This is a genomic window from Rhodanobacter sp. FW101-FHT13A11, assembly GCF_058790335.1.
Window position 1 is genome coordinate 115,756 of sequence record NZ_JBYTCN010000002.1, and the last position, 25,373, is coordinate 141,128.

Sequence of the window (25,373 nt, forward strand, 5' to 3'; positions counted from 1 at the left end):
CGTGCCTCCCGGTTGCATGCCGACAGGGTGCGCGAGTCGGCACGGGTCGGCGTTGACCGGAGTCAATTGCACGGCGGGTCCGTGCGGCCGCGGCGTCCCGCACGCCTGCGGGCGGCGGGTCTGATACAAATCATGGCGAGCGCCTCCGGCGATCTGCCAGCATGGCGAATCATTCTCATTTCAGGCGAGCACACCATGGCCGAATCACCGACGTCGACGGCGAAGCCGGCGACCTTCGCCGAACTGCCGGCCTTGCTGGCCTCCGCGCCGCACCGGTTGCTGTTCTTCGCCGGCACGGTGGCGGTGATGCTGAGCATGGCGTGGTGGGCGGTGGAACTGACCTGGATGCGCTTCGGGCTGGCCGGCTGGCCGCAGCCGCCGATCCCGCCGGGCTGGGCGCACGCGATGCTGATCCAGTACGGGCTGTTCCCGCTGTTCATGTTCGGCTTCTTGCTGACCACGTTCCCGCGCTGGCTGGGCCGGCCAGCGCTGCCGCGCTCGCGCTACGTGCCGGTGGCCGGCGGCATCTTCGGCGGCTACGTGCTGGCGAACGTGGGCCTGCTCGACCTGATGTGGCTGCTGCGGCTGGGCGTGGCGCTGATGCTGGCGGGCTACTTGGTCGGCGTCGTCACGCTGGCCGGGGTGTTGCGCGGGGGCGACGACAAGCTGCACCACGCGAAATCCTGCCTGGCGGCGCTCACGCTGGGCACGCTGGGGCTGGCGGTGTTCCTGGCCTTCCTGTTCGGTGCGCCGGCGGAGTGCGCGCTGCTGGCGATCAAGCTGGGCACCTACGGCCTGCTGCTGCCGATCTATTTCACGGTGACCCACCGCATGCTGCCGTTCTTCAGCGGCAACGTGGCGAAGGGCTACGTCGTGGTGCGCCCGCGCTGGAGCCTGCAGGTGGTGTGGTTGCTGCTGCTGGCGCACCTGCTGCTGGAGTGGCGCAGCGCGCTGGGCTGGCTGTGGCTGGCGGACGTGCCGCTGGCGCTGGTGTTCGCCTGGCATGCGCTGGCCTGGCAGCCGTGGAAGGCGATGCGCCCCGGACTGCTGGCGGTGCTGCACCTGGCGTTCGCGTGGCTGCCGGTGGCGTTCGTGCTGTACGCGGTGCAGGACGTGGTCTATGCCGTGGGCGGCCACCACATCCTCGGCCGCGCGCCGCTGCATGCGCTGGCGATCGGCTACTTCGGCTCGATGCTGGTGGCGATGGTGACCCGGGTGACCCAGGGCCATTCCGGCCGGCCGCTGGAAATGAGCGCGATCCCCTGGCTGTGTTTCGCGCTGCTGCAGCTGGTGGCGCTGGTACGCATCCGCGCCGAATTGGGTGGCGATGTCTACCTCTGGCTGGTGATCGCCGCGTACGGCTGGCTGCTGGCGTTCCTGCCGTGGGTGCTGCGCTCGGCATGGATCTACCTGACCCCGCGGATCGACGGCAAGCCGGGCTGAAATCCGGGCGCTTCGCCGCTGTGGCAGGGTGACGCAGAAGCGCTTCGAATGGAGGTCGGTTGACTCAGGTCAAACGCAACATGTTACGTTTCCCTACGCTGGCACCAGTACCCAGGGAGAACGTTCCATGACACGTCCATACCTCTACGTCGCTGCTGCCGCCATGCTGGCGCTGGCAGCCTGTTCAGGCAAACCATCCGCTTCATCCTCCGGCCCGGCCGCCAATGCGACCGCGCCGGTCACCAGCACCTCGGTCGCCTCCGAGCGCGGCGACTTCGGTCCGCCGCAGGGCGAGCCGATCCACGCGGTGCTGACCAGCCCGCCGCACGTGCCGCCGCCGATCCACCGCAACTATCCGGCGAAGGTCATCGTCGAGCTGGAAGTGGTCGAGAAGGAGATGCCGATCTCCGAGGGCGTGAGCTACACGTTCTGGACCTTCGGCGGCACCGTGCCGGGCAGCTTCATCCGCGTGCGCCAGGGCGACACGGTGGAGTTCCACCTGAAGAACGCGCCGGACAGCAAGATGCCGCACAACATCGACCTGCACGGCGTGACCGGGCCGGGCGGCGGCGCGGCGTCGAGCTTCACCGCGCCGGGGCATGAGTCGCAGTTCACCTTCAAGGCGCTCAACCAGGGCATCTACGTCTACCACTGCGCCACCGCGCCGGTGGGCATGCACATCGCCAACGGCATGTATGGCCTGATCCTGGTCGAGCCGCCGGAAGGCCTCAGCCCGGTCGACCACGAGTACTACGTGATGCAGGGCGACTTCTACACCACCGGCAAGTACCGCGAGAAGGGCCACCAGCCGTTCGACATGGAGAAGGCGATCGACGAGCACCCGACCTATGTGCTGTTCAACGGCAGGGAAGGTGCGATCACCGGCGACAACGCGCTGACCGCCAAGATCGACCAGAAGGTGCGCCTGTTCGTCGGCAACGGCGGCCCGAACCTAGTCTCCAGCTTCCACGTGATCGGCGAGATCTTCGACAAGGTGCAGCCCGAGGGCGGCACGGTGGCGCAGCACAACGTGCAGACCACGCTGATCCCCTCCGGCGGCGCCGCGATCGTGGAGTTCCACACCGACGTGCCGGGCAGCTACGTGCTGGTCGACCACTCGATCTTCCGCGCCTTCAACAAGGGTGCGCTGGGCATCCTCAAGGTGGACGGCCCGGAGAACAAGGCGATCTACTCGGGCAAGGAGGTCGACTCGGTGTACCTGGGCGACCGTGCCGGCGCCAACCTGCAGGCGGTGAGCACGGCGGCGAAGGCGCATGCGGCCGGCACGCTGACCAAGGAAGAGCAGATCGCCGCGGGCAAGCAGCTGTTCGCCGGCACCTGTTCGGTCTGCCACCAGGCGAACGGCGAGGGCCTGCCCAACGTGTTCCCGCCGCTGGCGAAGTCGGACTTCCTCGCGGCCGATCCGAAGCGGGCGATGACCATCGTCACCCACGGCCTGACCGGCAAGGTCACCGTCAACGGGCACGAGTACGACTCGGTGATGCCGCCGATGAGCCAGCTGACCGATGACGAGGTGTCCAACATCCTCACCTACGTACTGAACAGCTGGGGCAACCCCGGTGGCCAGTTCAGCAAGGACGAGGTGGCCAAGGCACGTGCCGCGGCGACCCCGGCGCCGGCGGCGGGGCACTGACGATGCGCGTTCGACTGGCACTGGCGTGGTTCGGCCTGGTGCTGGCACTCCCGGTGGCGGCGGCGGACTATGCCGCCCTGCCGGGAGGCAGTTTCAGCAGCGTGCTGCCGGCGGACGGCAAGGCGGCAGCGGCGCAGGTGGCGCCGTTCCGCCTGCGCACCGAGCCGGTCACCAACACCGAGTTCCTGGCCTTCGTGAAGGCCCATCCGCAATGGCGGCGCGACCGCGTCGCCAGCATCCTGGCCGACGCGCGCTACCTCAGCCACTGGACCAGCGCCGACACGCTGGGCGAGCAGGCGCTGCCGCAGCAGCCCGTCACCCGGGTCAGCTGGTTCGCCGCGCAGGCGTACTGCGAGAGCGAACAGGCGCGCCTGCCGAGCTGGTACGAGTGGGAGTACGCGGCGGCGGCCGATGCCACCCGCCGCGACGCCCGCGCCGATCCGGCCTGGCGCGAGGGCATCCTCGGCTGGTACTCGCGCCCCTCCAGCGCGGCGCTGCCGGCCGTCGGCGGCCCGCCCAACGCCTACGGCGTGCGCGATCTCAACAACCTGGTGTGGGAATGGGTGGACGACTTCAACGCGCTGATGGTCGCCAGCGACAGCCGCCAGCAGGGCGATCCCGACCTGCTGAAATTCTGCGGCGCCGGCGCGATCAGCCTGCAGGAGAAGGAGAACTACGCGGTGCTGATGCGCATCGCGATGCTGTCCGCGCTGAAGGCGTCCGACACCACCAACAACATGGGCTTCCGCTGCGCGAAGTCCGAGTGAGGAATACGCCATGAAACGCCTGTTGCCCCTGCTCGCGATGCTGCTGCTGTTCGGCGGCGGCACCGTGCGGGCCGCCGCGCCGCTGCCCGGCGATTCGGTCTACCAGCTGGCGGTGCAGCTCACCGACCAGAACGGCCGGCCGCAGCTGCTGGCCGCCCGGCGCGGCCGGCCGCAGCTGGTGACGATGTTCTACACCTCGTGCCAGATGGTCTGCCCGATGATCATCGACAGCCTGCGGCTGACCCGCAACGCGCTGGACCCGGCGGCGCGTTCGCGGATCGACCTGCTGGCGGTGAGCTTCGACCCGGCCAGGGACGACGTGGCCACGCTGCATGCCTACGCCGAGAAGCGCAAGCTCGATCCGCGCATCTGGACGTTGGCCCGGGCCGAGCCCGCGCAGGTGCGCCAGCTCTCCGGCGTGCTTGGCCTGCAGTACCGGCGCCTGCCGGACGGCGAATTCAACCACAGCAGCGAGCTGATCCTGCTCGATGCCGAGGGCCGCATCGCGGCGCGCACCACGGTGATCGGCCGGCTCGATCCGGCCTTCGTCAAGGCCGTCAACGAGACAGCCGTCGCGCCGTGAGCCGCACCGGCAAATGGACGTCCATACGTCCTGCAACGATCCGTCGCCCCACGAACACGCCGCCGTCATGGCGGCGTGTTCGTGGGTGCCCGCGTGGCGTGTTGTCACAGTCGGCGCTTTGGTGACGACCGGCTGACCGCGGTCAAGCCCGTGCCGCCCCGGCATGCGCAGACTGCGCGCAGTCCACAAGGGGTCACACGATGAACATGACACGCAAGCTGCTTCCCGTCGCCTGCCTGCTGGCTGCAACAGCCGCGCCAGCGGCCCGGGCCAGTGCCGACAACCTGCCGGCGACGCCGGCCAGCGCGCCGCTGCAGCTGGAATGGGACGCGCGTCTGCGCCACGAGCAGGTCGACGACGATGCCTTCAGCCGCGACGCGCGCGCCGATACCCTGCGCCTGCGGCTGGGCCTGCGCGCGAACTTCGGCAGCGGCTGGAGCGGGCTGCTGGAAGGCGCCGGCGTGGCCAGCGCCGGTGAGCACTACAACAGCGGCGCGAATGGCCGCACGCAGTACCCGGCGATCACCGACCCGCACGGCGGCGAACTCAACCAGGCCTGGCTGGGCTGGCAGAACGGCACGTTCGGCGCGATCCTCGGCCGCCAGCGCTTGCTGCTGGACAACCAGCGCTGGGTCGGCAACAGCGGCTGGCGCCAGTACGAGCAGACCTTCGATGCGCTGTCGCTGCAATGGCAGCCGCTGTCGGCGCTGAACGTACGCTACGCCTGGCTCGACCGCGTGCACCGGGTGGCCGGCCCCGACGCGCTCAGCCCGCTGGCGCGCGAGCGCCGGCTGGACACGCACCTGTTCAACCTCGCCTGGACGCAGGGCGCGCAGCAGTGGACGGGCTATGCCTACCTACACGAGGACCGCGACGTGGCCAGCGCGTCCACCGCCACCTGGGGCGTGCGCTGGAGCGGCAGCGCCCTGCGCGGCGGCAACGGTCCGGGCTGGACGCTGGAGGCGGCGCGGCAGGACGACTACGCCAACAACCCGCTGCACTTCGGCCATGACTACTGGCTGCTGGAACCGGCCTGGACCCAGGCCGGCATTACCGCGAAGCTGGGCTGGGAACATCTGGGCGGCAACGGCCGCCATGCGCTGCAGACGCCGTTGGCCACGCTGCACGCGTTCAACGGCTGGGATGACCAGTTCGCGGTGACGCCGCCCGGCGGCCTGGAGGACCGCTACGCGAGCGTCGCCGGCAAGCTCGGCCGCAGCGGTTTCGCCGGCAAGCTGGGCTGGGCGCTGGCCTGGCACGACTACCGTGCCGACCGCGGCGGCCGCTACGGCAGCGAGTGGAACGCGTCGCTGAGCTTCCCGCTGGCGGCGGGCCTGAGCGGCCTGGTCAAGCTGGCGGACTATCGCGCCGACGGCTTCGGCCGCGACAGCGCCAAGGTATGGCTGCAGCTCGAATGGAAGGGGCGGCAGGCGCTGGCGGACGCACGCTGAGCGACCGGCGCCGCGCCTGATGCAGGTCAGCGCATCCGCGCGGCGCTTGCGTTGAGATGACGCCCATGCGAGCCGATCCGCCATCGCCCGGTTGCCGCGTCGACCACGACGCGCCGCCCGAACTGGACCTGCGCCGGCTGCCGTCGCCGGAGCCGATGCTGCGCGCGCTGGCGGCAGCCGATGCGCTGGCGCCGGGGCAGGCGGTGCGGGTGCTCACCCCGCTGCTGCCGGTGCCGCTGCTCGACGCGCTGGCCGCACGCGGGCTGCACGCGTCGGCATCCGCGCTGCCCGCCGGCGGCGCGCGCGTGCTGATCCGCCGCCCGGACGACGATGGCGCGGCTGGCGCTTGACCGCGCGCCCGCCGCCTCGCTGCCGCGGCGCTTCCTGCTGAGCGCGCCGCCGTGGGGGATGCTCGCCGGCGTGCTGCTGCTGGTCGATGGCGACGCGCTGCTGCGCACGCGCTGGCAGCCGGGCACGCTGGCGCTGGCGCACGTGTTTGCGCTCGGCGTGCTGGGCAACGTGATGTTCGGCAGCGTGCTGCAGTTCCTGCCCGCGGCCGCCGGCGTGCGGGTCCGCGGCGGCGCGCGGCTCGGGCCGCCGCTGCATGCGGCGTTCAACCTCGGCGTGCTGCTGCTGGTGGCGGGGCTGCACCAGGGCTGGCGCGGCGGCCTGCTCGGCGCCGGCGTGCTGTTGCCGCTGGCGTTCGCGACGCTGGCCGCGATGACCCTGCCCGGCCTGGTGCAGGCAGCGGGGCAGCGGCTGCTGCGCGCCGGCATCGGCGCGGCGATCGGCACGGGCATGGCGGTCGCGCTGCTCGGCGGCGTGCTGGCGCTGGGCCTGGCCGGCCGGTGGATGCCGCCGGCGCCGGCGTGGGTGGACGTGCATGCCGGCTGGGGCGTGCTGGGCTGGGTGATCGTGCTGCTGGCCAGCGTGGCGCGGGTGGTGATGCCGATGTTCCAGGGCACCGCCGCGGTCGATGCGCGGGTGCAGGCGCTGTGGCTGGGCAGCGCCTGGCTGGCCCTGCTCGGCGCGGGCGGCGGGCGGCTGGCCGGCGCGGACGGCCGTTGGCTGGCCGGCGCGGTGGCGCTGCACGCGCTGCTGTTCGCGATCGCCGCGCTGTGGCTGCAGTGGCGCGCCTCGCGCCAGCGCCGCGGACCGTTGGTGTGGAGCTGGCGCGCCGGGCTGGTCGCGCTGGCGCTGGCGGCGCCGGCGCTGGCCTTCGGCGCATGCGGCGGCCTGCTGGCCGCCGCGCTGGGGCTGGGCATCGCGCTGCCGCTGCTGCTGCTCGGCATGGCCATGGAGATCGTCCCCTTTGTCGACTGGATCGAGCTGCACCGGCGCTGCGGCCGCGGCGTGCAACTGCCGGGCGTGCAGCGCCTGCTGCCCGATGGCGACAAGTTCGGCGTACTGCTGGCGCAGCTGCCGCTGCTGCTGTTGCCGGCCGCCGTGCTGTGGCCGCGGCCGTGGCTGGCCTGCGCGGCCGGGCTGGCGTTGTTGCTGGCATGGCTGGCCGCATGGTCGGCACTGCGCGGCGTGCGCCGGCGCGCCGACGATTTCCTGCTGAAAGTGGAGTACCGCCCATGAGTGCCGGGTTGCCGCTCGTCTATGCCTGCTCCGGCTGCTCCAGCGCGGCGCAGATGACCAACCATCTGGCGCTGACGCTGGATCGTGCCGGCGTGGCCGAGATGTCCTGCATCGGCGGCGTCGGCGGCGGCGTGACCGGCCTGGTGCGCACCGCGCAGCGCGGGCGGCCGATCCTCGCGCTGGATGGTTGCGTGCTGAAATGCGTGGCGGCCTGCCTGGCCCGGGCGGGGGTGGTCGCCGACACGCACCTGGTGCTTTCCGACTACGGCGTGAAGAAGCGCCTGCATGCCGATTTCAGCTCGGCCGAGGCGCAGCAGGTGTATGCCGCCGAGGTGCTGCCGGCGGCGCAGGCGCTGCGCGATGCGCTGGCCGCGCGGCACCCCCGCGGGCCTGACGATCGCGGGCGCCTGCCGCCCGCAGGGGGCGGCGATTGATCCCGGTCAAGGCGCGCCGATGCCATCGCCCACCATGATGCCGGCCACCATGAGCGCCCCGTCCGAGCCCGCCTCCTCCGCACCGCGCCGGGGCGGCCCGAGCCAATCCGTTTTCCCCACTGAAAAACGATCACGATGACCGCCTCTGCAACGCTGCCCGTACCGGTCTGGCGCGACGAGCTCGAACACGAGTACGCCGCGCTGGCTGAGCGCCTGGAACCGCTGGTGCCCTGCCTGGAGATCCCGCTGCACCTGCCGTGGATCGACGCGATCAACAAGCTGAAGAAACAGCGCGGCGCGGTGATCATGGCGCACAGCTACCAGTCGCCGGAGATCTTCCACGGCGTGGCCGACATCACCGGCGACTCGCTGGGCCTGGCGCAGGCAGCGCGCGATTGCGACGCCGACCTGATCGTGGTGTGCGGCGTGCACTTCATGGCCGAGAGCGCGAAGATCCTCGCGCCGGAAAAGACCGTGCTGCTGCCCGACCTGGAGGCCGGCTGCTCGCTGGCCTCGTCGATCACCGCCGCCGACGTGCGTGCGTTGCGCGCGCAGCACCCCGGCGCGCCGGTGGTCAGCTACGCCAACACCTCGGCCGCGGTGAAGGCGGAGTCCGATGCGATCTGCACCTCGGCCAACGCGGTGCAGGTGGTCGAGTCGATGGGCGCGGCCAGGGTGATCTTCCTGCCCGACGAATTCCTCGGCCGTCACGTCGCCAGCCAGACCAGGGTGGAGCTGGTGCTGTGGCATGGCCGCTGCGAGGTGCACGAGAAGTTCACCGCGCAGGAAGTGCGCCACGTGCGCGAGCAGTTCGGCACCCGGGTGGTGGCGCATCCGGAGTGCTCGCCCGAGGTGCTGGCCGAGGCCGATTTCGTGGGTTCCACCACCGCCATGGGCAAGTGGCTGGCGCGCGAAAAGCCGGCCAGGGTGGCGATGATCACCGAGTGCTCGATGGCCGACAATCTCAAGTCGCAATTCCCCGCCACCGAGTTCATCAAGCCGTGCAACCTGTGCCCGCACATGCAGCGCATCACCCTGCCGAACATCTATGCGGCGCTGCGCGACATGAAGCACGCCATCGAGATCCCCGCCGGCACGATTGCGGGCGCGCGCCGCGCGCTGGAGCGCATGCTGGCGGTGGGCCGGCGCGAGACCGTGTGAGGCACGCGCGCCTGCCCATCGTGGTGGTCGGCGGCGGCGTGGCCGGCATGGCCACCGCGCTCGCCGCGGCGCCGGCGCCGGTGCGCCTGCTGTGCCGGGCGCACGACGGCACCGGCAGCGCCAGTGCGCTGGCGCAGGGCGGCATCGCGGCCGCCGTCGACGAACGCGACAGCGCCGGTGCGCACGCCGAGGACACCCTGCAGGCCGGCGCCCGCCACAACGATGCGGCGGCGGTGCACTGGCTGACCCGCGTCGCGCCGGAGGCGATCGCCTGGCTGCAGGCGCAGGGCGTGGCGTTCGACCATGCCGCCGACGGGCGCCTTCAGCTGGGCCGCGAGGGCGGCCACGGTGCGGCGCGCATCGTGCACGCCGGCGGCGACGCCACCGGGGCCGCCCTGGTGCGCGCCCTGCGCGCGCGGGTGCAGGAAGCGGGGCACATACAGTGGCGCGGCGGCGTCGACGTCGACGCGCTGTTGCTGCGCGACGGCCGCGTGGCCGGCGTGCGCACCTGCGACGTGCGCGGTCGCCATGAACACATCGAGGCCGCGGCGGTGGTGTTGGCCACCGGCGGCATCGGCGCGCTGTTCGCGCATACCAGCAATCCGCCCGGCGCGAACGGCGCGGGGCTGGCCCTGGCACTGGCCGCCGGCGCGCTGCCGCGCGACCTGGAGTTCGTGCAGTTCCATCCCACCGCGCTGGCCGTCGGCGGGCACTGCCTGCCCCTGGTCACCGAGGCGCTGCGCGGCGCCGGCGCGCGCCTGCTCGACGCCGCGGGCGCGCCGCTGATGCGCGGCCTGCACCCGCTGGGCGACCTCGCCCCGCGCGACGTGGTGGCGCGGCGCGTGTGGCAGGCCCAGCGCACGGGCGAGCGGGTGTGGCTGGACGCGACGGCGGTCGAGGGCGACTGGCGCGTGCGTTTCCCCACCGTGCTGGCGGCGTGCCTGGCGCACGGGCTGGATCCGCGCCGAGTACCGCTGCCGATCACTCCGGTGGCGCACTTCCACATGGGCGGCGTGGCCACCGACCTGGATGGCCGCAGCACGCTCCCCGGCCTGTACGCGGTGGGCGAAGCGGCCTGCAACGGCGTGCACGGCGCGAACCGGCTGGCCAGCAATTCGCTGCTGGAAGCGGTGGCCTGCGGTCGCCGGCTCGGTGCCGTGCTGGCCCAGGTCGCGCCGTCGCCCGGCGCCGGCGGCGAGCATCGCTGGGTCGAACGCGGCGACGCGCTGGCCGCGGACGCACAGGCCGCGCTGGGCGAGCTGCTGTGGCAGGCGGCGGGACCGGTACGCGAGGGGGCGGCGTTGCGCGATGCCTGGCGCACCTGCGCCGCGGCGGCGGGTGCCGGCTGGCAGATGCGCCTGGCCAAGGCCCTGCTGCGCGCCGCCCGGTTGCGCCGGCGCAGCCTCGGTGCGCATGACCGGTCCGACCGCGGCTGCGACGATATGTCCCACGAGGAAACGGCGCGTCGCCGCCGCGGCTGACCCGGATCAAGACGCCTGCGACGGCCACCCAGCACACTGCGGCTTCCTCACTCCGCGAGTTTTCCATGACACGTCCTTCCTCGTTCGACTACGAGCAACTGCTGGCCTGCGGCCGCGGCGAATTGTTCGGCGACGGCAACGCGCGGCTGCCCGCGCCGCCGATGTTGATGTTCGACCGCATCACCCGGATCGCCAGCGAAGGTGGTGCCTACGGCAAGGGGTTGATCCACGCCGAACTGGATATCCATCCGCGGTTGTGGTTCTTCGATTGCCACTTCCTCGGCGATCCGGTGATGCCCGGCTGCCTCGGGCTGGATGCGATGTGGCAGCTCAGCGGCTTCTTCCTGCCGTGGCTGGGCGAACCCGGCCGTGGCCGCGCGCTGGGCGTGGGCCAGGTGAAATTCACCGGGCAGGTCAAGCCGAGCGCGAAGCGCGTGCGCTACGAGATCGACATTCGCCGCGTGATGCGCGGCAAGCTGGCGCTGGTGATCGCCGACGGCAAGACCTTCGTCGACGACCGCCTGATCTACGTGGCCAGCGACATGCGCGTGGGCCTGTTCCAGTCCACCGAGGGCTTTTGAGATGCGTCGCGTGGTGGTGACCGGGATGGGCATGGTGTCGTGCCTGGGCAACCTGCCGATGACCGTATCGCAGGCGCTGCGCGATTGCCGCAGCGGCATCCGCGCGATTCCCGACTACGTCGCGCGCGGCCTGCGCAGCCACGTGGCCGGCGTGCCGCAGATCGACCTGGAGGCGGCGATCGACCGCAAGCTGAAACGCTTCATGGGCGACGCGGCGGCGTACGCCTACGTGGCGATGCGCGCGGCGATCGCCGATGCCGGGCTGGCCATCGAGCAGGTGCGCCACCCGCGCATCGGCGTGATCGCCGGTTCCGGCGGCGGTTCCGCACAGTGGCAGATCGAGACCGGCGACCTGCTGCGCGAGAAGGGCGTGCGCAAGATCGGCCCGTACATGGTGCCGCGCACGATGTGCTCCACCGTGTCGGCCACGCTGGCCACCGCGTTCGGCATCCTCGGCCTCAGCTACTCGATCGCCGCCGCCTGCGCCACCTCGGGGCACTGCATCGGCGCGGCCGCCGACCTGATCCGCCACGGCGCGCAGGACGTGATGTTCGCCGGCGGCGGCGAGGAAGTGCACTGGGGCATGACCGCGCAGTTCGACGCGATGGGCGCGCTTTCCAGCAGCTACAACGACACGCCGCATGCGGCGTCGCGCCCGTACGACAGCGGCCGCGACGGCTTCGTCATCGCCGGCGGCGGCGGCATGCTGGTGCTGGAGGAGTACGAGCACGCGAAGGCGCGCGGCGCGAACATCCACGCCGAGCTGGTCGGCTACGGCGTCACCTCCGACGGCGCCGAGATGGTGGCGCCCAGCGGCGAGGGCGCGGTGCGCTGCATGCGCATGGCGCTGGCCGGCGTGAACGGCCCGGTCGATTACCTCAACACCCACGGCACCGCCACGCCGCTGGGCGACATCGTGGAGCTGCAGGCGGTGCGCGAGACGTTCGGTACCGACGTGCCGCTGCTGTCCTCGACCAAGGCGCTGAGCGGGCACTCGCTGGGCGCGGCCAGCGTGCACGAGGCGATCTACAGCCTGCTGATGCTGAAGGAAGGCTTCGTCGCCGGTTCCGCCAACATCGACCGGCTCGATGAGCGCGCCGAGGGCTTCCCGATCGTGCGCGAGACCCGCCCCGCCCCGCTGCGCACGGTGATGTCCAACAGCTTCGGCTTCGGCGGCACCAACGCCAGCCTGGTGTTCGCCAGCGTGTAGCCGCGCCGGCTTGCCTGCGGCCGCCGGACCGGCGGCCGCGCCCCGCCACTGCAGCGAGCATCCACGCATGCCATCGACACCCGCGGCCGCCGTCTCGCGCGACTCCACTTTCGGCGAGGAAATCGCCAACAGCGTCAGCCACGGCCTCGGCCTGCTGCTGGCCATCGCCGGCCTGCCGGTGCTGGTCATCGGCGCGTTGCGCGATGGCGGCACCATGGCGGTGGTGGCGGCAGCCGTGTTCGGCGGCAGCGCGATCCTGCTGTACCTGGCGTCCACGCTGTACCACGCGGTGGCGCACGTGCGCATCAAGGCGGCGCTGCAGCGGCTGGACCACGCGGCGATCTACCTGCTGATCGCCGGCACCTACACGCCGATCGCGCTGGGCGTGCTGCGCGGCGGCTGGGGCTGGACCATGCTCGGCGTGATCTGGAGCTTCGCGGTGCTCGGCGTGGTGTTCAAGCTGGTCGTGGGGGCGCGCTTCCATCGCGTGTCCACCGCGCTGTACGTGGCGATGGGCTGGGCCGCCCTGGCCGCGATCCGGCCGCTGTGGCAGCACATGCCCCCGGGCGGCCTGGCCTGGCTGTTCGGCGGCGGCCTGGCCTACACGCTGGGCGTGCTGTTCTTCCTGCTGCACGAGCGGCTGCGCTACAGCCATTTCATCTGGCACCTGTGTGTGCTCGCCGGCACCGGCTGCCACTACGTCGCGGTGCTGCGCTACGCGTTCTGAGTACGCGGATCAGCTGCCGGCGCGCCGGCCGTTGTGCATGGTGCGCGCGGGGGCCTTCTTCGCGGCGCGGCGGCCGCTGCCCGTGGCGCAGTAGATGCCGTAGAGCGTGGCCATGATGTCGTGGGCCGGGCCTTGGGGCAGGGTGTACCAGACGCTCTGCGCCTCGCGGCGGGTACTCACCAGGCCTTCGTCGCGCAGCCGCGCCAGGTGCTGCGACAGCGCCGACTGGCTGAGCTCGGGCAGCCGTTCGTTGATCTGGTTCACCTGCATCTCGCCGTCCAGCAGCAGGCACAGCACGCGCAACCGCTGGGCGTTGCCCAGCGCCTTGAGCAGCCGGCTGGCCTCTTCGGCGCGCGCCTGCATGAGATTGAGATCGGCGTTGGCGGGCAGGTTCATCGGACGGGCCTTCTCGGAAGTTCGCTTGCGGAGTTGACTTTACTACAATCTACTAATTAAGATAAATCTAAATTAGTTAATGCTTCACAAGCGGATTGCACAAACCCATGGCTGCCGGCGCGGCGGCCGTTTCAACCCGCATCGGGAGTCGCACCATGAACGTCGATCGTTTCGTCCTTGGCTTCGCCGGCACCGTCGTGCTGGTCGGTATCGCGCTGGCGCATTTCGTGGCGCCCGGCTGGATCTGGCTGTCGGTGTTCGTGGGCGCCAACCTGCTGCAGTCCTCGTTCACCGGCTTCTGCCCGCTGGCCATGCTGCTGCGCAAGCTGGGCCTGAAGCCCGGCTGCGCCTTCCCTTCCTGAGTCGTTCCAGCGCATGTCGAGGCAAGCCATGTACTACGTCGTGGAAACACCCAAGAGTTTCGACCAGGCCGCGGCCGACCTGGAGGCGGCGATCGCCCGCAACGGCTTTGGCGTGCTGCACGTGCACGACCTCGGCGCCACCTTGCGCGGCAAGGGCGTCCCGTTCGAGCACGAGTGCAAGGTGTTCGAGGTGTGCAACCCGCGTCAGGCGGCCCGCGTGCTGGGCGTCGACATGCGGCTGAACATGGCGCTGCCCTGCCGCGTGTCGGTGTACACGGAGGCGGGCGGCACCCGGATCGGCATGATCGAGCCGGTGGCGATGCTGGCCATGCTCTCGCCCGACCCTGCACTGGCGCAGGTCGCCCGCGAGGTGCAGGCGGTGGTCATGCGCAGCATCGATGAGGCCGGCGGCGGGGATGACGGAAAAGGCCGGCGGGATGCCGGCCACGGCTGACTCGCCGCGGACCGGCGACGACCGGTCGAGCTTGTCGGGTGTGCGGTCCCTGCGGCACGGCGTGCCGCCTTCTCCACCATGGAGTCCATGTCATGTCGCAGATCATCATTCTTGGCGCAGGCATCGGCGGCATGAGCGCCGCCTACGAGATCAAGGCCGCCCTCGGCGCGGCGCACCGGGTGGCGGTGGTGGGCGAGGGCGGACAGTTCTCGTTCACGCCGTCCAACCCGTGGGTCGGCATCGGCTGGCGCCAGCCGGCCGACGTGCAGGTGCCGGTGGCCGCCGCGCTGGCCCGGCACGACATCGAGTTCATCGATTCGCCGGCCAGCGCGGTGCGCCCGGCGGAGAACCGCGTGACGCTGGCGGATGGCCGCGAGCTGGCCTACGACTACCTGGTCGTCACCACCGGCCCGCGGCTGGCGTTCGACGAGATCCCGGGGTTGGGGCCGCTCGGCGGCCATACCCAGTCGGTCTGCACCACGCCGCATGCCACCACCGCGTGGCAGGCCTACCAGGAGTTCCTGAAGAATCCCGGACCGGTGGTGGTGGGCGCGGCGCAGGGCGCCAGCTGCTTCGGCCCGGCCTATGAATTCGCCCTGATCCTCGATACCGACCTGCGCCGGCGCCAGTTGCGCGACCGCGTGCCGATGACCTTCGTCACCAGCGAGCCGTATATCGGCCACATGGGGCTGGGCGGCATCGGCGATTCCAAGGGCCTGCTGGAGCGCCAACTGCGCCAGCGCCACATCAAGTGGATCTGCAACGCGCGGATCGACAAGGTCGAGGACGCCACCCTGCACGCCACCGAACTCGACGCGCATGGCCAGCCGCTGGAACGGCATGCGCTGCCGTTCCGGTATTCGATGGTGATTCCCGCCTTCACCGGCGTCGCCGCCGTGCGCGGCGTCGAGGGCCTGGTCAATTCGCGCGGCTTCGTGCTGATCGACCGGCACCAGCGCAACCCCGCCTTCCGCAACGTGTTCGCCGCCGGGGTGTGCGTGGCGATTCCCCCGGTGGAAGCCACGCCGGTGCCCGCCGGCGCGCCCAAGACCGGCTTCATGATCGAGTCGATGGTCAGCACGCTGGCCGCGAACATCAAGGCCGACATCGAGGGCCGGCCGGCCACCGCCGAGGCGACCTGGAACGCGGTGTGCCTGGCCGACATGGGCGACAGCGGCGCCGCCTTCGTGGCGCTGCCGCAGATCCCGCCGCGCAACGTGACCTGGGCGCGCGAGGGCAAATGGGTGCACCTGGCCAAGGTGGCGTTCGAGAAATATTTCATGCGCAAGATCCGCACCGGCAACACCACGCCGGTCTACGAAAAATACGTGATGAAGGCCCTGGGCATCGCGCGCATCCGGCCCGGCACGGGCGACGAATGAGCACGCCAGCCGCCCCCCGACGACGGAAAGAAAACATGCATCGCCGATACGCCATCGGGCGCGCCATGCGCCTTGCCACCACTGCGCTTGCCGTGGCCGCGCTCGCGGCCTGCGGGCGCACGGCGCCGCCGCCCGCGGCGGCCACGCCGCCGCCGCTGGCCGCGCTGGCCGTGCATGCCGAGCCGGCGCACGACGAGCAGGCCTGGGACGGCGTGGTGGAGGCGGTGCACGAGGCGGTGATCTCGGCGCAGACCAACGCGCGGGTGACCGCGCTGCCCTACGACGTCAACGACGCCGTGCACAAGGGCGACGTGCTGGTGCGCTTCAGCGACGTCGAGCAGAGGTCCGCGCGCAGCGCCGCCCAGGCGCAGATCGCCGCGGCGCAGGCGACCTACACGGAGGCGGCCGCCTCCTACCAGCGGCTCGCCGCGATCTACCCGCAGGGCTTCGTCGCCAAGGCACAGCTCGATGCGGAGCGCGCCCGCCGCGACGCGGCGCAGGCGGCGCTGCAGTCGGCGCGGGCGCAGTCCAGCCAGATCGGCCAGCAGCTCGACTACACCGTGCTGCGCGCACCGTACGACGGCATCGTCACCCGCCGCTTCGTGCAGGTGGGCGAGGCGGTGCAGGCGGGGCCGCCGACGCCGCAGCAGCTGATCGCGCTGGCGTCGCTGCAGGACCTGCGGGTCAGCGTGCAGGTGCCGCAAAGCGCGCTCGCCGCGATCCGCCGCTACCACGCCGCCGAGGTGGTGCTCGACGACGGCCGCCGCGTGGCGGCCGCCAAGGTCACCGTGTTCCCGTATGCCGATCCGCAGACGCACAGCTTCGGCGTGCGACTGGAATTGCCCGGCGGCGACACCGGCCTGTACCCGGGCATGACGGTGAAGGTGGCGTTCGCCAGCGGCGAGGCGAAGCGCCTGCTGCTGCCGCTCGACGCGCTGGTGCAGCGCGGCGAGCTGGTCGGCGTGTACGTGCTGGGCGAGCATGGCGTGGCGCTGCGCCAGTTGCGCCTGGGCCATCGCCACGGCGACCGGATCGAGGTGCTGGCCGGACTCGACGACGGCGAACGCATCGCCGCCGACCCGGCCGCCGCGGCGCGCTGGCTGGCCGGGCAGCGGCGCGGGGCCACGCCATGAGCGGGCCACGGCTCGGCTTCTCCGGCCGCATCGCCCGCGCATTCCAGGACTCGCCGCTGACCCCGATCCTGGCGATCGCGGCGCTGCTGCTGGGCCTGGTCGCGGTGATGATCACGCCGCGCGAGGAAGAGCCGCAGATCGACGTGACCATGGCCAACGTGATGGTGCCGTTCCCCGGCGCCGACGTGCGCGACGTCGAGAACCTGGTGGCGTTTCCGCTGGAGCAGAAGCTGGCGGAGATCGAGGGCGTCAAGCACGTCTATTCGGTGAGCCGGCCCGGCATGGCGGTGATGACGGTGGAGTTCCAGGTCGGCGTGCCGCGGCAGGCGGCGATCGTGCGGCTGTACAACCAGGTGTTCCAGAACCAGGGCTTCGTGCCGCCGGGCCTCGGCGTGGGCCCGCCGCTGGTGCGGCCGATGGGCATCGACGACGTGCCGGTGATGGCGCTGACCCTGTGGAGCGACCTGCCCGCGCAGGGGCCGGTGCAGCTGGCCGAGGTGGCGCACACGCTGGAAACCGAACTGAAGCGCGTGCCCGGCACGCGCGACGTCTACACCATCGGCGCGCCCGCGCGCGCGGTGGTGGTGGAGCTGGATGCGGCGAAGCTGGCCGCCTATGGCATGACGCCGGGCGATCTGTCGAACGCCCTGAAGGCGGCCAACGCGGTGAGCCAGGCCGGCGACCGCGTGGGCGGCGAGCGCGACGTGCCGGTGACCGCCGGGCGCTTCCTCGCCGACGCGGCGGAGGTGTCGCAGCTGGTGATCGGCCTGAAGAACGGCCAGCCGGTGTTCCTCTCCGACGTGGCCACGATCCGCCAGGGCGCCGACCTGCCCGACAGCTACGCCTGGTTCGGCGCGCCCGCGGGCAAGGCCGGCCCGGCCACCGGCAACGCGCCGGCGGTGACCATCGCGGTGGCGAAGAAGCCGGGCACCAACGCGGCCGACATCACCGGCGCGATCCGCCGGCGGCTGGACGCGCTGCAGGGCGTGGCGATTCCCGCCGGCGTGCACGTGGCGGTCACCCGCGACTACGGCCAGACCGCCACCGACAAGGCGGACAAGCTGATCCACAAGCTGATCTTCGCCACCCTGTCGGTGGTGCTGCTGGTGCTGCTGGCGTTGAGCTGGCGCGCGGCGGTGGTGGTCGGCAGCGCGGTGATCGTCACCCTGGCGCTGACCCTGTTCGCCTCGTGGGCGATGGGCTTCACCATCAACCGCGTCTCGCTGTTCGCGCTGATCTTCTCGATCGGCATCCTGGTCGACGACGCCATCGTGGTGGTGGAGAACATCCACCGGCACATGGCGCTGGGCGGGCGCACGTTGCGCGAGGCGATCCCCGAGGCCGTCGGCGAGGTCGGCGGGCCGACCATCCTGGCCACCTTCACGGTGATCGCCGCGCTGCTGCCGATGGCGTTCGTGTCCGGCCTGATGGGGCCGTACATGCGGCCGATCCCGATCAACGCCTCGGCCGGCATGCTGCTGTCGCTGGCGGTGGCGCTGGTGGTCACGCCATGGCTGGCGCTGCGGCTGCTCGGCCACGGCCACCCTGCCGGCGAAGCCGCCACGGCCGCTGCGCACGAGTCGGCCGGCGGCTGGCTGCCGCGGCTGTTCCAGCGGGTGATGACGCCGTTCCTGCACGGCGACCGCGCGCCGCGCCGCCGCCGCCGGCTGTTCGCCGCGATGGGCCTGCTGGTGCTGGCGGCGGTGGGGCTGGTGGTGGTCAAGGCGGTGGTGCTGAAGATGCTGCCGTTCGACAACAAGTCCGAGTTCCAGGTGGTGGTGGATATGCCCGAGGGCAGCACGCTGGAGCGCACCAACCGCCTGCTCGGCGAGCTGGCGCAGGCGGTGGCGGAGGTGCCCGAGGTGAAGGACTGGCAGGGCTACGCGGGCACCGCCGCGCCGATCACCTTCAACGGGCTGGTGCGCCAGTACTACCTGCGCAGCGGCCCGATCGTGGGCGACCTGCAGGTGAGCCTGGTCGACAAGCACGAGCGCCAGCGCCAGAGCCATGCCATCGCGCTGGCCGTGCGCCCGGCGCTGGCGAAGATCGGCGCGCGCTACGGCGCTTCGGTGAAGGTGGTCGAGGTGCCGCCCGGGCCGCCGGTGCTGGCGCCGATCGTGGCCGAGGTCTACGGCCCGGACTACGCCACCGTGCGCAAGGTCGCGCTGGGGTTGGAGCGGGATTTCAAGGCCAACCCGGACATCGTCGACGTCGACACCAGCGTGGAGGCGCAGGCGCCGCGCGACGTGCTGGTGGTCGACCGCGCCCGCGCGGCGCGGCTGGGGCTGGACCAGGCCGCCATCGCGCAGGCGCTGCGCACCGCCCTGTCCGGCGACGACGCCAGCTACCTGCTGGACGGCCATGCCAAGTACGCGGTGCCGATCCGCCTGCGCCTTGGCGCGGGCGACCAGGCGGCGATGAGCCAGCTGCTGGCCCTGCGCGTGCGGGCGCGGGGCGGCGCGCTGGTGCCGCTGTCCGAGGTGGTCGCGGTGCAGCCGGCGCAGCGCGAGCAGGCGATCTGGCACAAGGACCTGCTGCCCTATGCCACCGTCACCGGCGACGACGCCGGCGCCACCGACAGCCCGCTGTACGGCATGTTCTCGCTGGTCGGCAAGCTCGGCCACGACAAGGTGGCGGGACAGCTGCTGCAGCAGCACTTCATCGCCCAGCCGGGCGACACCACCGATGCCTCGGTGAAGTGGGACGGCGAGTGGCAGATCACCTACGAGACCTTCCGCGACATGGGCCTGGCCTATTCGGCGGGCCTGCTGCTGATCTACCTGCTGGTGGTCGGCCAGTTCAGGAGCTACGTGGTGCCGCTGATCATCATGGCGCCGATCCCGCTGACCGTGATCGGCGTGATGCCCGGGCATGCGCTGGTGGGCGCGCAGTACACCGCCACCTCGATGATCGGCATGATCGCGCTGGCCGGCATCATCGTGCGCAACTCGATCCTGCTGATCGACTTCATCAACCACGCGCTGGCGGCCGGGCAGCCGCTGCGCGAGGCGGTGATCGACGCGGCGGCGGTGCGCGCCAAGCCGATCGTGCTGACCGGCCTGGCGGCGATGATCGGCGGCTTCTTCATCATCGACGACCCGATCTTCCAGGGCCTGGCGGTGTCGCTGATCTTCGGCATCCTGGTCTCGACTGCGCTGACCCTGCTGGTGATCCCGCTGCTGTACTACGCGTGGCTGCAGCGCCGGGTCGGGCCGGATGGCCGTTTGTCGCAGGCGCCGGCGGCGGTGGCGGCGGGTTGACGTGGGTCAGCCGGGGCCGCGGCGCGTCGCGCTAGCCTTTTCGCACCCGCGGCCACCATGCCGCTTGCCGGAGTATTTCGCATGAAACCGTTCCATGCCGTACTTGCGCTGGCGTGCAGCCTGGGCCTGGCCACGGCCGTGCAGGCTTCCCCCCAGCACGACCACGAAAGCCATGCGGCGCATGCCGCCGCGGCCGCCGCACCGCTGCCGGCGCAGCGCTGGACGCCCGACGCGCCGCTGGCCGAGGGCATGCGCCGCGCGCACGCGGCGGTGGACCAGCTCGCCCACTACGAGATGGGCCACATGAGCGCGCCGATGGCGGTGGACCGCGCCAGCGAGGTCGAACAGGCGGTGACCTACATGTTCGCCAACTGCAAGCTGTCAGCCGAGCCCGATGCCGCGCTGCACGGCATCCTGGTCCCGCTGCTGAGCGCGGCGCAGGCGCTGAAGGCCGATCCGAAGAAGGTCTCGGCGGTGGCCGACATGCGCGCGGCGATCGCGCACTATCCGCAGTACTTCAACGACCCGGGCTGGGACAAGCCGGCACCGGTCGAGCACGCGATGCACGACGAGCCGTGAGGCGACCCATCCCGGACGGCGCGCGCGAGGCGGGCCGTCCGGGATGCCTGCCGCGGCACCGTCAGAGTTTCACGTCCAGCTTCAGCCAGCCGGTGCGGCCCGGCTCATTCACCCGCAGCGTGTTGACGTAGCCGACCAGGCCCGCGTTCGCCGCGTTGACGTGCTCGGCGTAGGTCTTGTCGAGCAGGTTGTCCACGCCCGCGCTCAGCGTGAGCGTGCGGCTGAGGCGGTAGCCCGCATTCAGCGAGAACACCCTGAAGCCGGCGCCGGGGCCGAGATCCTGGCCGACGATATTGCCGCTGCCCGGCGCCACCCGATGCTGCGCCGAGGCCACCCGCCACAGCGCGCCCACCGACCAGATGCCGCTGTCGTAGGTGAGGCCGAGGCGGGCCTCCAGCGGCGGCATCTGCGGCAGCGGACGGTGGTCGCTGCGGTTTTCGCCCCAGGCCCAGGCCAGCGTGGCGTCGCCCTTCCAGTGGCGGTCGAACGCATAGACCAGGCCGGCCTCGGTGCCGGCGATGCGCGCCCGGACATTGCGCGCCTGGCTCCTGCCCATCATGCCGCGGCCATAGTCGAGCAGGATGAAGTCGTCGACCACGCCAATGTAGCCGGACACCCAGGCCTTCAGCCGCTGGTCGTCGCTGTACTGCAGGCCGACGTCGAGCTGGGTGGTGCGCTCCGGATCCAGTCGGCGGAATGCGGCGACGCTCTTGTCGACATGCTGGCCGAACAGTTCCCAGTAGTCGGGGAAGCGCTCGACGTGGCCGAGGCCGGCGTAGAACGTGGCCGGTGCCGCGGCCAGGTCGTGCTCGTAGCGCACGAAGCCGGCGGGCAGGGTGGACGAGCGGCTCGCCGCGAGCTTCGCTGCGCCGCCCATGCCGCCCATGCCGCCCATGCCGGTGGCGGGTGCGGTCAGGCGGTAGCCGCGCGCGTGCGCACGATCGAGGCGCGCACCGCTGACCAGCCGGTCGCGCTCGGCCAGCGCCCACCGCAGTTCGCCGAAGGCGCCGAGCGTGCCGATGCGCGCATCGCGCAGGCGCGGCTGGTTGCGATAGTCCGGCAGCATCCCGCCGGCAGGTCCTCCCATGCGCGCGTTGTGGGTGTTGGCCGAACCGTCGGCGCCGGCCACCAGCTCCAGCGACTCGCCCCACCGGAAGCTGGCGGCGAGGCGACCGCCGACGGTGGCGCGTGCCACGTCGCTGGCCATCGCCATCGGCATCATGCCGCTGGGGTCCGGCTGGCGCAGGGTGTAGTTGTCCATCACGTGGTCGGCGTAGTTGTAGTAGACCTGCGCCTCCAGCTTTTCCAGCGCGCTGTCGGCGTAGCGCTGCTCGAACTTCAGCCCCGCGCTCTCGCGCAGGAACTGCACGCCGTCCATGCTGCTGAAAGCGTAGGCGGCCTTGCCGTCGCCCCTGCCGGCGGTCAGCTCGAGGCGGGTGTCGTCGTCCGGCGTCCAGCCCAGGGTCAGGTCGGCGTTCCAGCGGTCGTAGTAGGAATGCACGCGGTGGCCGTCGCCGTCCTCGTAGTCCTGTGCATGGGTGTGGTTGGCGCTGATGCCCATGTAGACGTCCGGCGTGCCGGCGCGCAGGTCGACCATCTGGTCGTTGCGGCCGTTCGATCCGCCGAGCAGGCTGCCCTCGAATGCATGGCCCGGTTGCGTATAGCGCTTGAAATCGCGCTCGAACAGCACGGTGCCAGCCGAATTGCCGGGGCCGTACTGGACGGTTTCCGGCCCCTTGATCACGGTGACGCGGTCGTACAGCTGCGGCGAGATGTAGGCGGTGGGCGGGTCCATCCGCGATGGACAGCCGCCACCGATCTGGCCGCCGTCGATCAGGATGTTCAGGCGCGAACCGGTCATGCCGCGCAATACCGGATCGCCGTTGCTGCCGCCCTTGCGGATGACGGCGAAGCCGGGGATGGTTTTCAGGAAATCCGCGCCGTCGCTGGCCGGCACGGGTTGGCGCGGTGCCTTCGGATCGGTGATCACGGTGAGCGGGCTGTCCTGCATCACCGCGGTAACCACGATGGGCGCGAACACCTGGACGGGCGGTTCGGCGGCCGCCGCGGCCAGCGGCGGACCCAGCAGCAGGGCAAGTCCGATCGTCCGCGGCAGGGCGCGGCGGACGGGAAGGGGCGCGGCGGTGGCGTGCGCTGACGACGGCGCAGCCGCACGGGCGCGCTCGCAAAAGATACGGGCAGACATGGCATTCCTCGTTGTTCTGGCAGGGCGGCGGGCGCGGAAGTGCGCCCCGGCCGCGGGTCGGTGCAGATCAGCCGGGCAGGAATGCAGGCGGGCCGCGCGGTACGGCGGTCAGCGTGGAACGTTCGGGACTGCGTTGGGGTGCGGTCGGCACCGGTTGGCGCGGCGTGGCGCGCGGCAGCAGGCCGGGCAGCCACGCGATGACGATCAGCAGCGGACTGTGGCCGAGCAGGCTGCAGTAGCCGCACGGCTCCATCAGCATGCCGTCGTGGTCGCCGCGCGCGTTGTCGTGCCGGTGCGTGTCGGCGTGCCCGGCGGTCATCTGCGCCGACATGTCCATGGCGTGGTGCGCGCCGTGCGCAGCGCTTGCGGTGACGCTTGCCAGGGTGCGGGAAACCACCGGCGCAACGATGGTCAGGCCGAGGGCGAACCAGGCCAGCCAGGCAAAAAAGATGCGGATTTCACGCGTGCGGCGCAAGGGCTTTCCCGACAGCCTGACGAGGAACTTTCGGCAGGTTCATGCTGCCATGTCGCGGCGCGGAAAGCGTTGTGGCACGGCGCCGCAGCAGGCGTTGCGAGCCTCGTCCATGCGGCCCCGCGGCACCGCCGCTACGGGCTGCGCGAGGAAGTCGCGCGGCCCGTGGAAGCTCATGCCGGCGGAGCAGGGATCGCCAGGCTGTCGCCGTCCGCGTCGGCCAGCAGTTGCCGGTGCACCCGTTCGAGTTCGGCCAGCAGCTGCGCGCGTGCCTCGGCGGCGAACGGGTTTTCGCGCTGGATCGCGGCGAACAGGTGGCCGGCGTCGCCGCGCACCGCGGCCAGCATGTGCTTCATGCCCTGGAACGAGGGCGGCGCCACCGGCATGCCGTCGTCCACGCCGAGGTCGACCAGGCCCTTGGCGATGAAGAACGCCAGCGCGTGGGTCATCGCCATGGCGCGGTCGTGGCTTTCCGGATCCTGTTCGATCACCTCGCAGCCGAGTGCGCGGAACAGCGCGCCGGCGCGGGCGGCGGCCTGCGGATGATCCGCGGCGGGGCAGACCACCGTGCGCAGCGGCTCGCCGCGGGCCAGGCTGAGCGGGCCGAACAGCGGATGCGTGCCGGCGTGCGGGATCGCCGCGCCGAGCAGTTCGTCCATCGTCGCGCAGGGACGCATCTTCACGCTGCCCACGTCGAGCACGGTCTGCCCGGCGTGCAACTGCGGGCGCAGCGCGAGCAGGGCCGTACGCAGGTGCGGCACCGGCATCGCCAGCACCACCCACGCCGCGCCGTCGATCGCCGCCGCGGCCGAGGGCGCGGCGAGGTCGATGGGTACCTTTGCCTGCGGGTCGAAGGCGCGTACCCGGTATCCCGCCTGTTGCAGCAAGCCGGCGAAGGCCTGTCCGAAGCGGCCGTAGCCGAGGATGGCGAAGGTCACGGCACGGCGCCGGCCGCCATCGGCGGGCAGCCGCTGGTCACGCTGTCGCGCAGCGCGGCGCTCCATGGCGCCAGGTCGATGCCGCGGGCGGCCAGCCACGACGGATCGAACAGCGTCTGCGCGTAGCGCTCGCCGCGATCGCACAGCAGGCTGATGATGCTGCCGCGCTCGCCGCGGGCGCGCATCGAGGCGGCCAGCTGCAGGCAGGCGACCAGGTTGGTGCCGGACGAGCCGCCGTAGCGGTGGCCGATGAGTTCCTCCAGCAGCCAGGCGGCGGCGATCGAGGCGGCGTCGGGCACCTCGATCACGCGGTCGACCACGTCGAACAGGAAGCCCGGCTCCACCCGCGGCCGGCCGATGCCCTCGATCAGGGTGGGCTGGCTGGCCCGTGCCTGGGGGTCGCGCGTGAGCCAGCCGTGCACGAAGCCGCTGCCGGCCGGTTCGGCCACGCACAGCTGCGTGTACAGCCGGCGGTAACGCAGGTAGCGGCCGATGGTGGCCGAGGTGCCGCCGGTGCCGGCGCCGCAGACGATCCAGGCCGGCTCGGGCTCGGCCTCGAGGGCGAGCTGGCCGATGATCGACTCGGCGATGTTGTTGTTGCCGCGCCAGTCGGTGGCGCGCTCGGCCAGGCCGAACTGGTCCAGGTGGCAGGCGCCGCGCGCGGCGTGCTCGGCGGCGCGCGCATGCACCTGGGCGGGATCCTCGACCAGGTCGCACTCGCCGCCCAGCGCCTGCACGTCGCGGATCTTGCCCGGCGCGGTGCAGGCCGGCATCACCGCGATGAACGGCAGGCCCAGCAGGCGCGCGAACCACGCCTCGGAGATCGCCGTGCTGCCGGAGGAGGCATCCACCACGGTCTGCCCGCCGCGCAGCCGGCCGTTGCACAGCGCGTAGAGGAACAGCGAGCGCGCCAGGCGGTGCTTCAGGCTGCCGCTGGGGTGCGCGGCCTCGTCCTTGAAGTAGAAGTCGATGCCGTGGAAGCCGGGGAAGTTCAGCTTCAGCAGGTGGGTGTCGGCCGAGCGCGCCGCTTCCTGCGCCAGCTTCGCCAGCGCGGTGTGCACCCAGCGCCGGTCGGCCTCGCGTTGCGGATTGACCAGTCGCAGGACGGTGTCCAT

The 25,373-nt window shown here is 71.7% G+C and carries 24 protein-coding genes; 19 read left to right on the forward strand and 5 right to left on the reverse strand.

Translation table 11 applies throughout. The annotated features are described in order from the left end of the window. Positions 1-195 precede the first annotated feature (195 nt). From AC3WRN_RS03080 to trhA, 13 genes are all read left to right on the forward strand, one after another. Positions 196-1,443 carry an NnrS family protein gene (locus AC3WRN_RS03080; RefSeq protein WP_068097357.1) on the forward strand — a complete coding sequence of 416 codons (1,248 nt, stop codon included), beginning with the start codon at positions 196-198 and terminating at the stop codon, positions 1,441-1,443. A gap of 127 nt (positions 1,444-1,570) precedes the next feature. Then, complete coding sequence (nirK, locus tag AC3WRN_RS03085; protein ID WP_492621839.1) at positions 1,571-3,097, forward strand: copper-containing nitrite reductase; 1,527 nt, start codon at positions 1,571-1,573, stop codon at positions 3,095-3,097. Between the two features lie 2 nt (positions 3,098-3,099). Further along, positions 3,100-3,864: a formylglycine-generating enzyme family protein gene (locus AC3WRN_RS03090; protein WP_492621840.1), complete on the forward strand. Its 765-nt coding sequence runs from the start codon at positions 3,100-3,102 to the stop codon at positions 3,862-3,864. A gap of 10 nt (positions 3,865-3,874) precedes the next feature. Beyond that, a complete protein-coding gene (locus AC3WRN_RS03095) occupies positions 3,875-4,447 on the forward strand; it encodes an SCO family protein (RefSeq protein ID WP_492621841.1) in 573 nt (190 codons plus the stop codon). Positions 4,448-4,647: 200 nt separating this feature from the next. Beyond that, entirely contained in the window at positions 4,648-5,898 is a 1,251-nt protein-coding gene (locus tag AC3WRN_RS03100; protein ID WP_492621842.1) for an alginate export family protein, read from the forward strand. Between the two features lie 65 nt (positions 5,899-5,963). Beyond that, on the forward strand, positions 5,964-6,248 hold the full coding sequence (locus AC3WRN_RS03105) for a DUF2249 domain-containing protein (RefSeq protein ID WP_492621843.1): 285 nt from the start codon (positions 5,964-5,966) through the stop codon (positions 6,246-6,248). Beyond that, positions 6,229-7,482 carry a hypothetical protein gene (locus AC3WRN_RS03110; protein WP_492621844.1) on the forward strand — a complete coding sequence of 418 codons (1,254 nt, stop codon included), beginning with the start codon at positions 6,229-6,231 and terminating at the stop codon, positions 7,480-7,482. The genes AC3WRN_RS03105 and AC3WRN_RS03110 overlap by 20 nt, the downstream gene beginning before the upstream one ends. Further along, a complete protein-coding gene (locus AC3WRN_RS03115; RefSeq protein ID WP_492621845.1) occupies positions 7,479-7,916 on the forward strand; it encodes a putative zinc-binding protein in 438 nt (145 codons plus the stop codon). The genes AC3WRN_RS03110 and AC3WRN_RS03115 overlap by 4 nt, the downstream gene beginning before the upstream one ends. A 135-nt stretch (positions 7,917-8,051) precedes the next feature. Next, positions 8,052-9,077 carry a quinolinate synthase NadA gene (gene nadA / locus AC3WRN_RS03120; protein ID WP_492621846.1) on the forward strand — a complete coding sequence of 342 codons (1,026 nt, stop codon included), beginning with the start codon at positions 8,052-8,054 and terminating at the stop codon, positions 9,075-9,077. Next, entirely contained in the window at positions 9,074-10,558 is a 1,485-nt protein-coding gene (locus tag AC3WRN_RS03125; RefSeq protein ID WP_492621847.1) for an L-aspartate oxidase, read from the forward strand. The genes nadA and AC3WRN_RS03125 overlap by 4 nt, the downstream gene beginning before the upstream one ends. A 65-nt stretch (positions 10,559-10,623) precedes the next feature. Further along, positions 10,624-11,139, forward strand: a complete 516-nt coding sequence (fabA, locus tag AC3WRN_RS03130) for a 3-hydroxyacyl-[acyl-carrier-protein] dehydratase FabA (protein ID WP_068097328.1) — start codon at positions 10,624-10,626, stop codon at positions 11,137-11,139. Between the two features lies 1 nt (position 11,140). Beyond that, positions 11,141-12,349 carry a beta-ketoacyl-ACP synthase I gene (gene fabB / locus AC3WRN_RS03135; protein ID WP_492621848.1) on the forward strand — a complete coding sequence of 403 codons (1,209 nt, stop codon included), beginning with the start codon at positions 11,141-11,143 and terminating at the stop codon, positions 12,347-12,349. 67 nt (positions 12,350-12,416) lie between these two features. Next, positions 12,417-13,076 (forward strand): PAQR family membrane homeostasis protein TrhA, encoded by a 660-nt coding sequence (gene trhA / locus AC3WRN_RS03140; RefSeq protein ID WP_068097323.1) that lies wholly within the window; start codon positions 12,417-12,419, stop codon positions 13,074-13,076. Positions 13,077-13,085: 9 nt separating this feature from the next. On the opposite strand, the gene AC3WRN_RS03145 is transcribed toward trhA, so the two are convergent. Continuing rightward, entirely contained in the window at positions 13,086-13,472 is a 387-nt protein-coding gene (locus AC3WRN_RS03145; RefSeq protein ID WP_492621849.1) for an ArsR/SmtB family transcription factor, read from the reverse strand. 155 nt (positions 13,473-13,627) lie between these two features. Between AC3WRN_RS03145 and AC3WRN_RS03150 the strand changes: the two genes are divergently transcribed. The 6 genes from AC3WRN_RS03150 (at position 13,628) to AC3WRN_RS03175 (ending at position 20,642) form a co-directional block, all read left to right on the forward strand. After that, complete coding sequence (locus AC3WRN_RS03150) at positions 13,628-13,834, forward strand: YgaP family membrane protein (RefSeq protein ID WP_492621850.1); 207 nt, start codon at positions 13,628-13,630, stop codon at positions 13,832-13,834. Between the two features lie 13 nt (positions 13,835-13,847). Continuing rightward, positions 13,848-14,288, forward strand: a complete 441-nt coding sequence (locus AC3WRN_RS03155; protein ID WP_235604410.1) for a DUF302 domain-containing protein — start codon at positions 13,848-13,850, stop codon at positions 14,286-14,288. Between the two features lie 92 nt (positions 14,289-14,380). Beyond that, positions 14,381-15,670 (forward strand): NAD(P)/FAD-dependent oxidoreductase, encoded by a 1,290-nt coding sequence (locus AC3WRN_RS03160; RefSeq protein ID WP_492621851.1) that lies wholly within the window; start codon positions 14,381-14,383, stop codon positions 15,668-15,670. A gap of 35 nt (positions 15,671-15,705) precedes the next feature. Further along, positions 15,706-16,803, forward strand: a complete 1,098-nt coding sequence (locus tag AC3WRN_RS03165) for an efflux RND transporter periplasmic adaptor subunit (protein ID WP_492621852.1) — start codon at positions 15,706-15,708, stop codon at positions 16,801-16,803. Beyond that, on the forward strand, positions 16,800-20,063 hold the full coding sequence (locus AC3WRN_RS03170; protein WP_492621853.1) for an efflux RND transporter permease subunit: 3,264 nt from the start codon (positions 16,800-16,802) through the stop codon (positions 20,061-20,063). Before AC3WRN_RS03165 ends, AC3WRN_RS03170 begins: the two co-directional genes overlap by 4 nt. 81 nt (positions 20,064-20,144) lie before the next feature. Further along, positions 20,145-20,642 (forward strand): DnrO protein, encoded by a 498-nt coding sequence (locus tag AC3WRN_RS03175; RefSeq protein ID WP_492621854.1) that lies wholly within the window; start codon positions 20,145-20,147, stop codon positions 20,640-20,642. 61 nt (positions 20,643-20,703) lie between these two features. Here the strand turns inward: AC3WRN_RS03175 and AC3WRN_RS03180 are convergent, their stop codons facing one another. From AC3WRN_RS03180 to AC3WRN_RS03195, 4 genes are all read right to left on the reverse strand, one after another. Then, positions 20,704-22,848 carry a TonB-dependent copper receptor gene (locus tag AC3WRN_RS03180; protein WP_492621855.1) on the reverse strand — a complete coding sequence of 715 codons (2,145 nt, stop codon included), beginning with the start codon at positions 22,846-22,848 and terminating at the stop codon, positions 20,704-20,706. A 67-nt stretch (positions 22,849-22,915) separates the two neighbouring features. Then, positions 22,916-23,323, reverse strand: a complete 408-nt coding sequence (locus tag AC3WRN_RS03185; RefSeq protein WP_492621856.1) for a DUF2946 domain-containing protein — start codon at positions 23,321-23,323, stop codon at positions 22,916-22,918. Positions 23,324-23,493: 170 nt separating this feature from the next. Beyond that, positions 23,494-24,258, reverse strand: a complete 765-nt coding sequence (locus tag AC3WRN_RS03190; RefSeq protein ID WP_492621857.1) for a prephenate dehydrogenase/arogenate dehydrogenase family protein — start codon at positions 24,256-24,258, stop codon at positions 23,494-23,496. After that, complete coding sequence (locus tag AC3WRN_RS03195; protein WP_492621858.1) at positions 24,255-25,373, reverse strand: PLP-dependent cysteine synthase family protein; 1,119 nt, start codon at positions 25,371-25,373, stop codon at positions 24,255-24,257. Before AC3WRN_RS03195 ends, AC3WRN_RS03190 begins: the two co-directional genes overlap by 4 nt.

Excerpts from the sequence above, each read along its gene's own strand:
- AC3WRN_RS03080 (WP_068097357.1), top strand. The coding sequence starts at position 196 with ATGGCCGAATCACCGACGTCGACGGCGAAGCCGGCGACCTTCGCCGAA.
- nirK (WP_492621839.1), top strand. The coding sequence starts at position 1,571 with ATGACACGTCCATACCTCTACGTCGCTGCTGCCGCCATGCTGGCGCTG.
- AC3WRN_RS03090 (WP_492621840.1), top strand. The coding sequence starts at position 3,100 with ATGCGCGTTCGACTGGCACTGGCGTGGTTCGGCCTGGTGCTGGCACTC.
- AC3WRN_RS03095 (WP_492621841.1), top strand. The coding sequence starts at position 3,875 with ATGAAACGCCTGTTGCCCCTGCTCGCGATGCTGCTGCTGTTCGGCGGC.
- AC3WRN_RS03100 (WP_492621842.1), top strand. The coding sequence starts at position 4,648 with ATGAACATGACACGCAAGCTGCTTCCCGTCGCCTGCCTGCTGGCTGCA.
- AC3WRN_RS03105 (WP_492621843.1), top strand. The coding sequence starts at position 5,964 with ATGCGAGCCGATCCGCCATCGCCCGGTTGCCGCGTCGACCACGACGCG.
- AC3WRN_RS03110 (WP_492621844.1), top strand. The coding sequence starts at position 6,229 with ATGGCGCGGCTGGCGCTTGACCGCGCGCCCGCCGCCTCGCTGCCGCGG.
- AC3WRN_RS03115 (WP_492621845.1), top strand. The coding sequence starts at position 7,479 with ATGAGTGCCGGGTTGCCGCTCGTCTATGCCTGCTCCGGCTGCTCCAGC.
- nadA (WP_492621846.1), top strand. The coding sequence starts at position 8,052 with ATGACCGCCTCTGCAACGCTGCCCGTACCGGTCTGGCGCGACGAGCTC.
- fabA (WP_068097328.1), top strand. The coding sequence starts at position 10,624 with ATGACACGTCCTTCCTCGTTCGACTACGAGCAACTGCTGGCCTGCGGC.
- fabB (WP_492621848.1), top strand. The coding sequence starts at position 11,141 with ATGCGTCGCGTGGTGGTGACCGGGATGGGCATGGTGTCGTGCCTGGGC.
- trhA (WP_068097323.1), top strand. The coding sequence starts at position 12,417 with ATGCCATCGACACCCGCGGCCGCCGTCTCGCGCGACTCCACTTTCGGC.
- AC3WRN_RS03145 (WP_492621849.1), bottom strand. The coding sequence starts at position 13,472 with ATGAACCTGCCCGCCAACGCCGATCTCAATCTCATGCAGGCGCGCGCC.
- AC3WRN_RS03150 (WP_492621850.1), top strand. The coding sequence starts at position 13,628 with ATGAACGTCGATCGTTTCGTCCTTGGCTTCGCCGGCACCGTCGTGCTG.
- AC3WRN_RS03155 (WP_235604410.1), top strand. The coding sequence starts at position 13,848 with ATGTCGAGGCAAGCCATGTACTACGTCGTGGAAACACCCAAGAGTTTC.
- AC3WRN_RS03160 (WP_492621851.1), top strand. The coding sequence starts at position 14,381 with ATGTCGCAGATCATCATTCTTGGCGCAGGCATCGGCGGCATGAGCGCC.
- AC3WRN_RS03165 (WP_492621852.1), top strand. The coding sequence starts at position 15,706 with ATGCATCGCCGATACGCCATCGGGCGCGCCATGCGCCTTGCCACCACT.
- AC3WRN_RS03170 (WP_492621853.1), top strand. The coding sequence starts at position 16,800 with ATGAGCGGGCCACGGCTCGGCTTCTCCGGCCGCATCGCCCGCGCATTC.
- AC3WRN_RS03175 (WP_492621854.1), top strand. The coding sequence starts at position 20,145 with ATGAAACCGTTCCATGCCGTACTTGCGCTGGCGTGCAGCCTGGGCCTG.
- AC3WRN_RS03180 (WP_492621855.1), bottom strand. The coding sequence starts at position 22,848 with ATGTCTGCCCGTATCTTTTGCGAGCGCGCCCGTGCGGCTGCGCCGTCG.
- AC3WRN_RS03195 (WP_492621858.1), bottom strand. The coding sequence starts at position 25,373 with ATGGACACCGTCCTGCGACTGGTCAATCCGCAACGCGAGGCCGACCGG.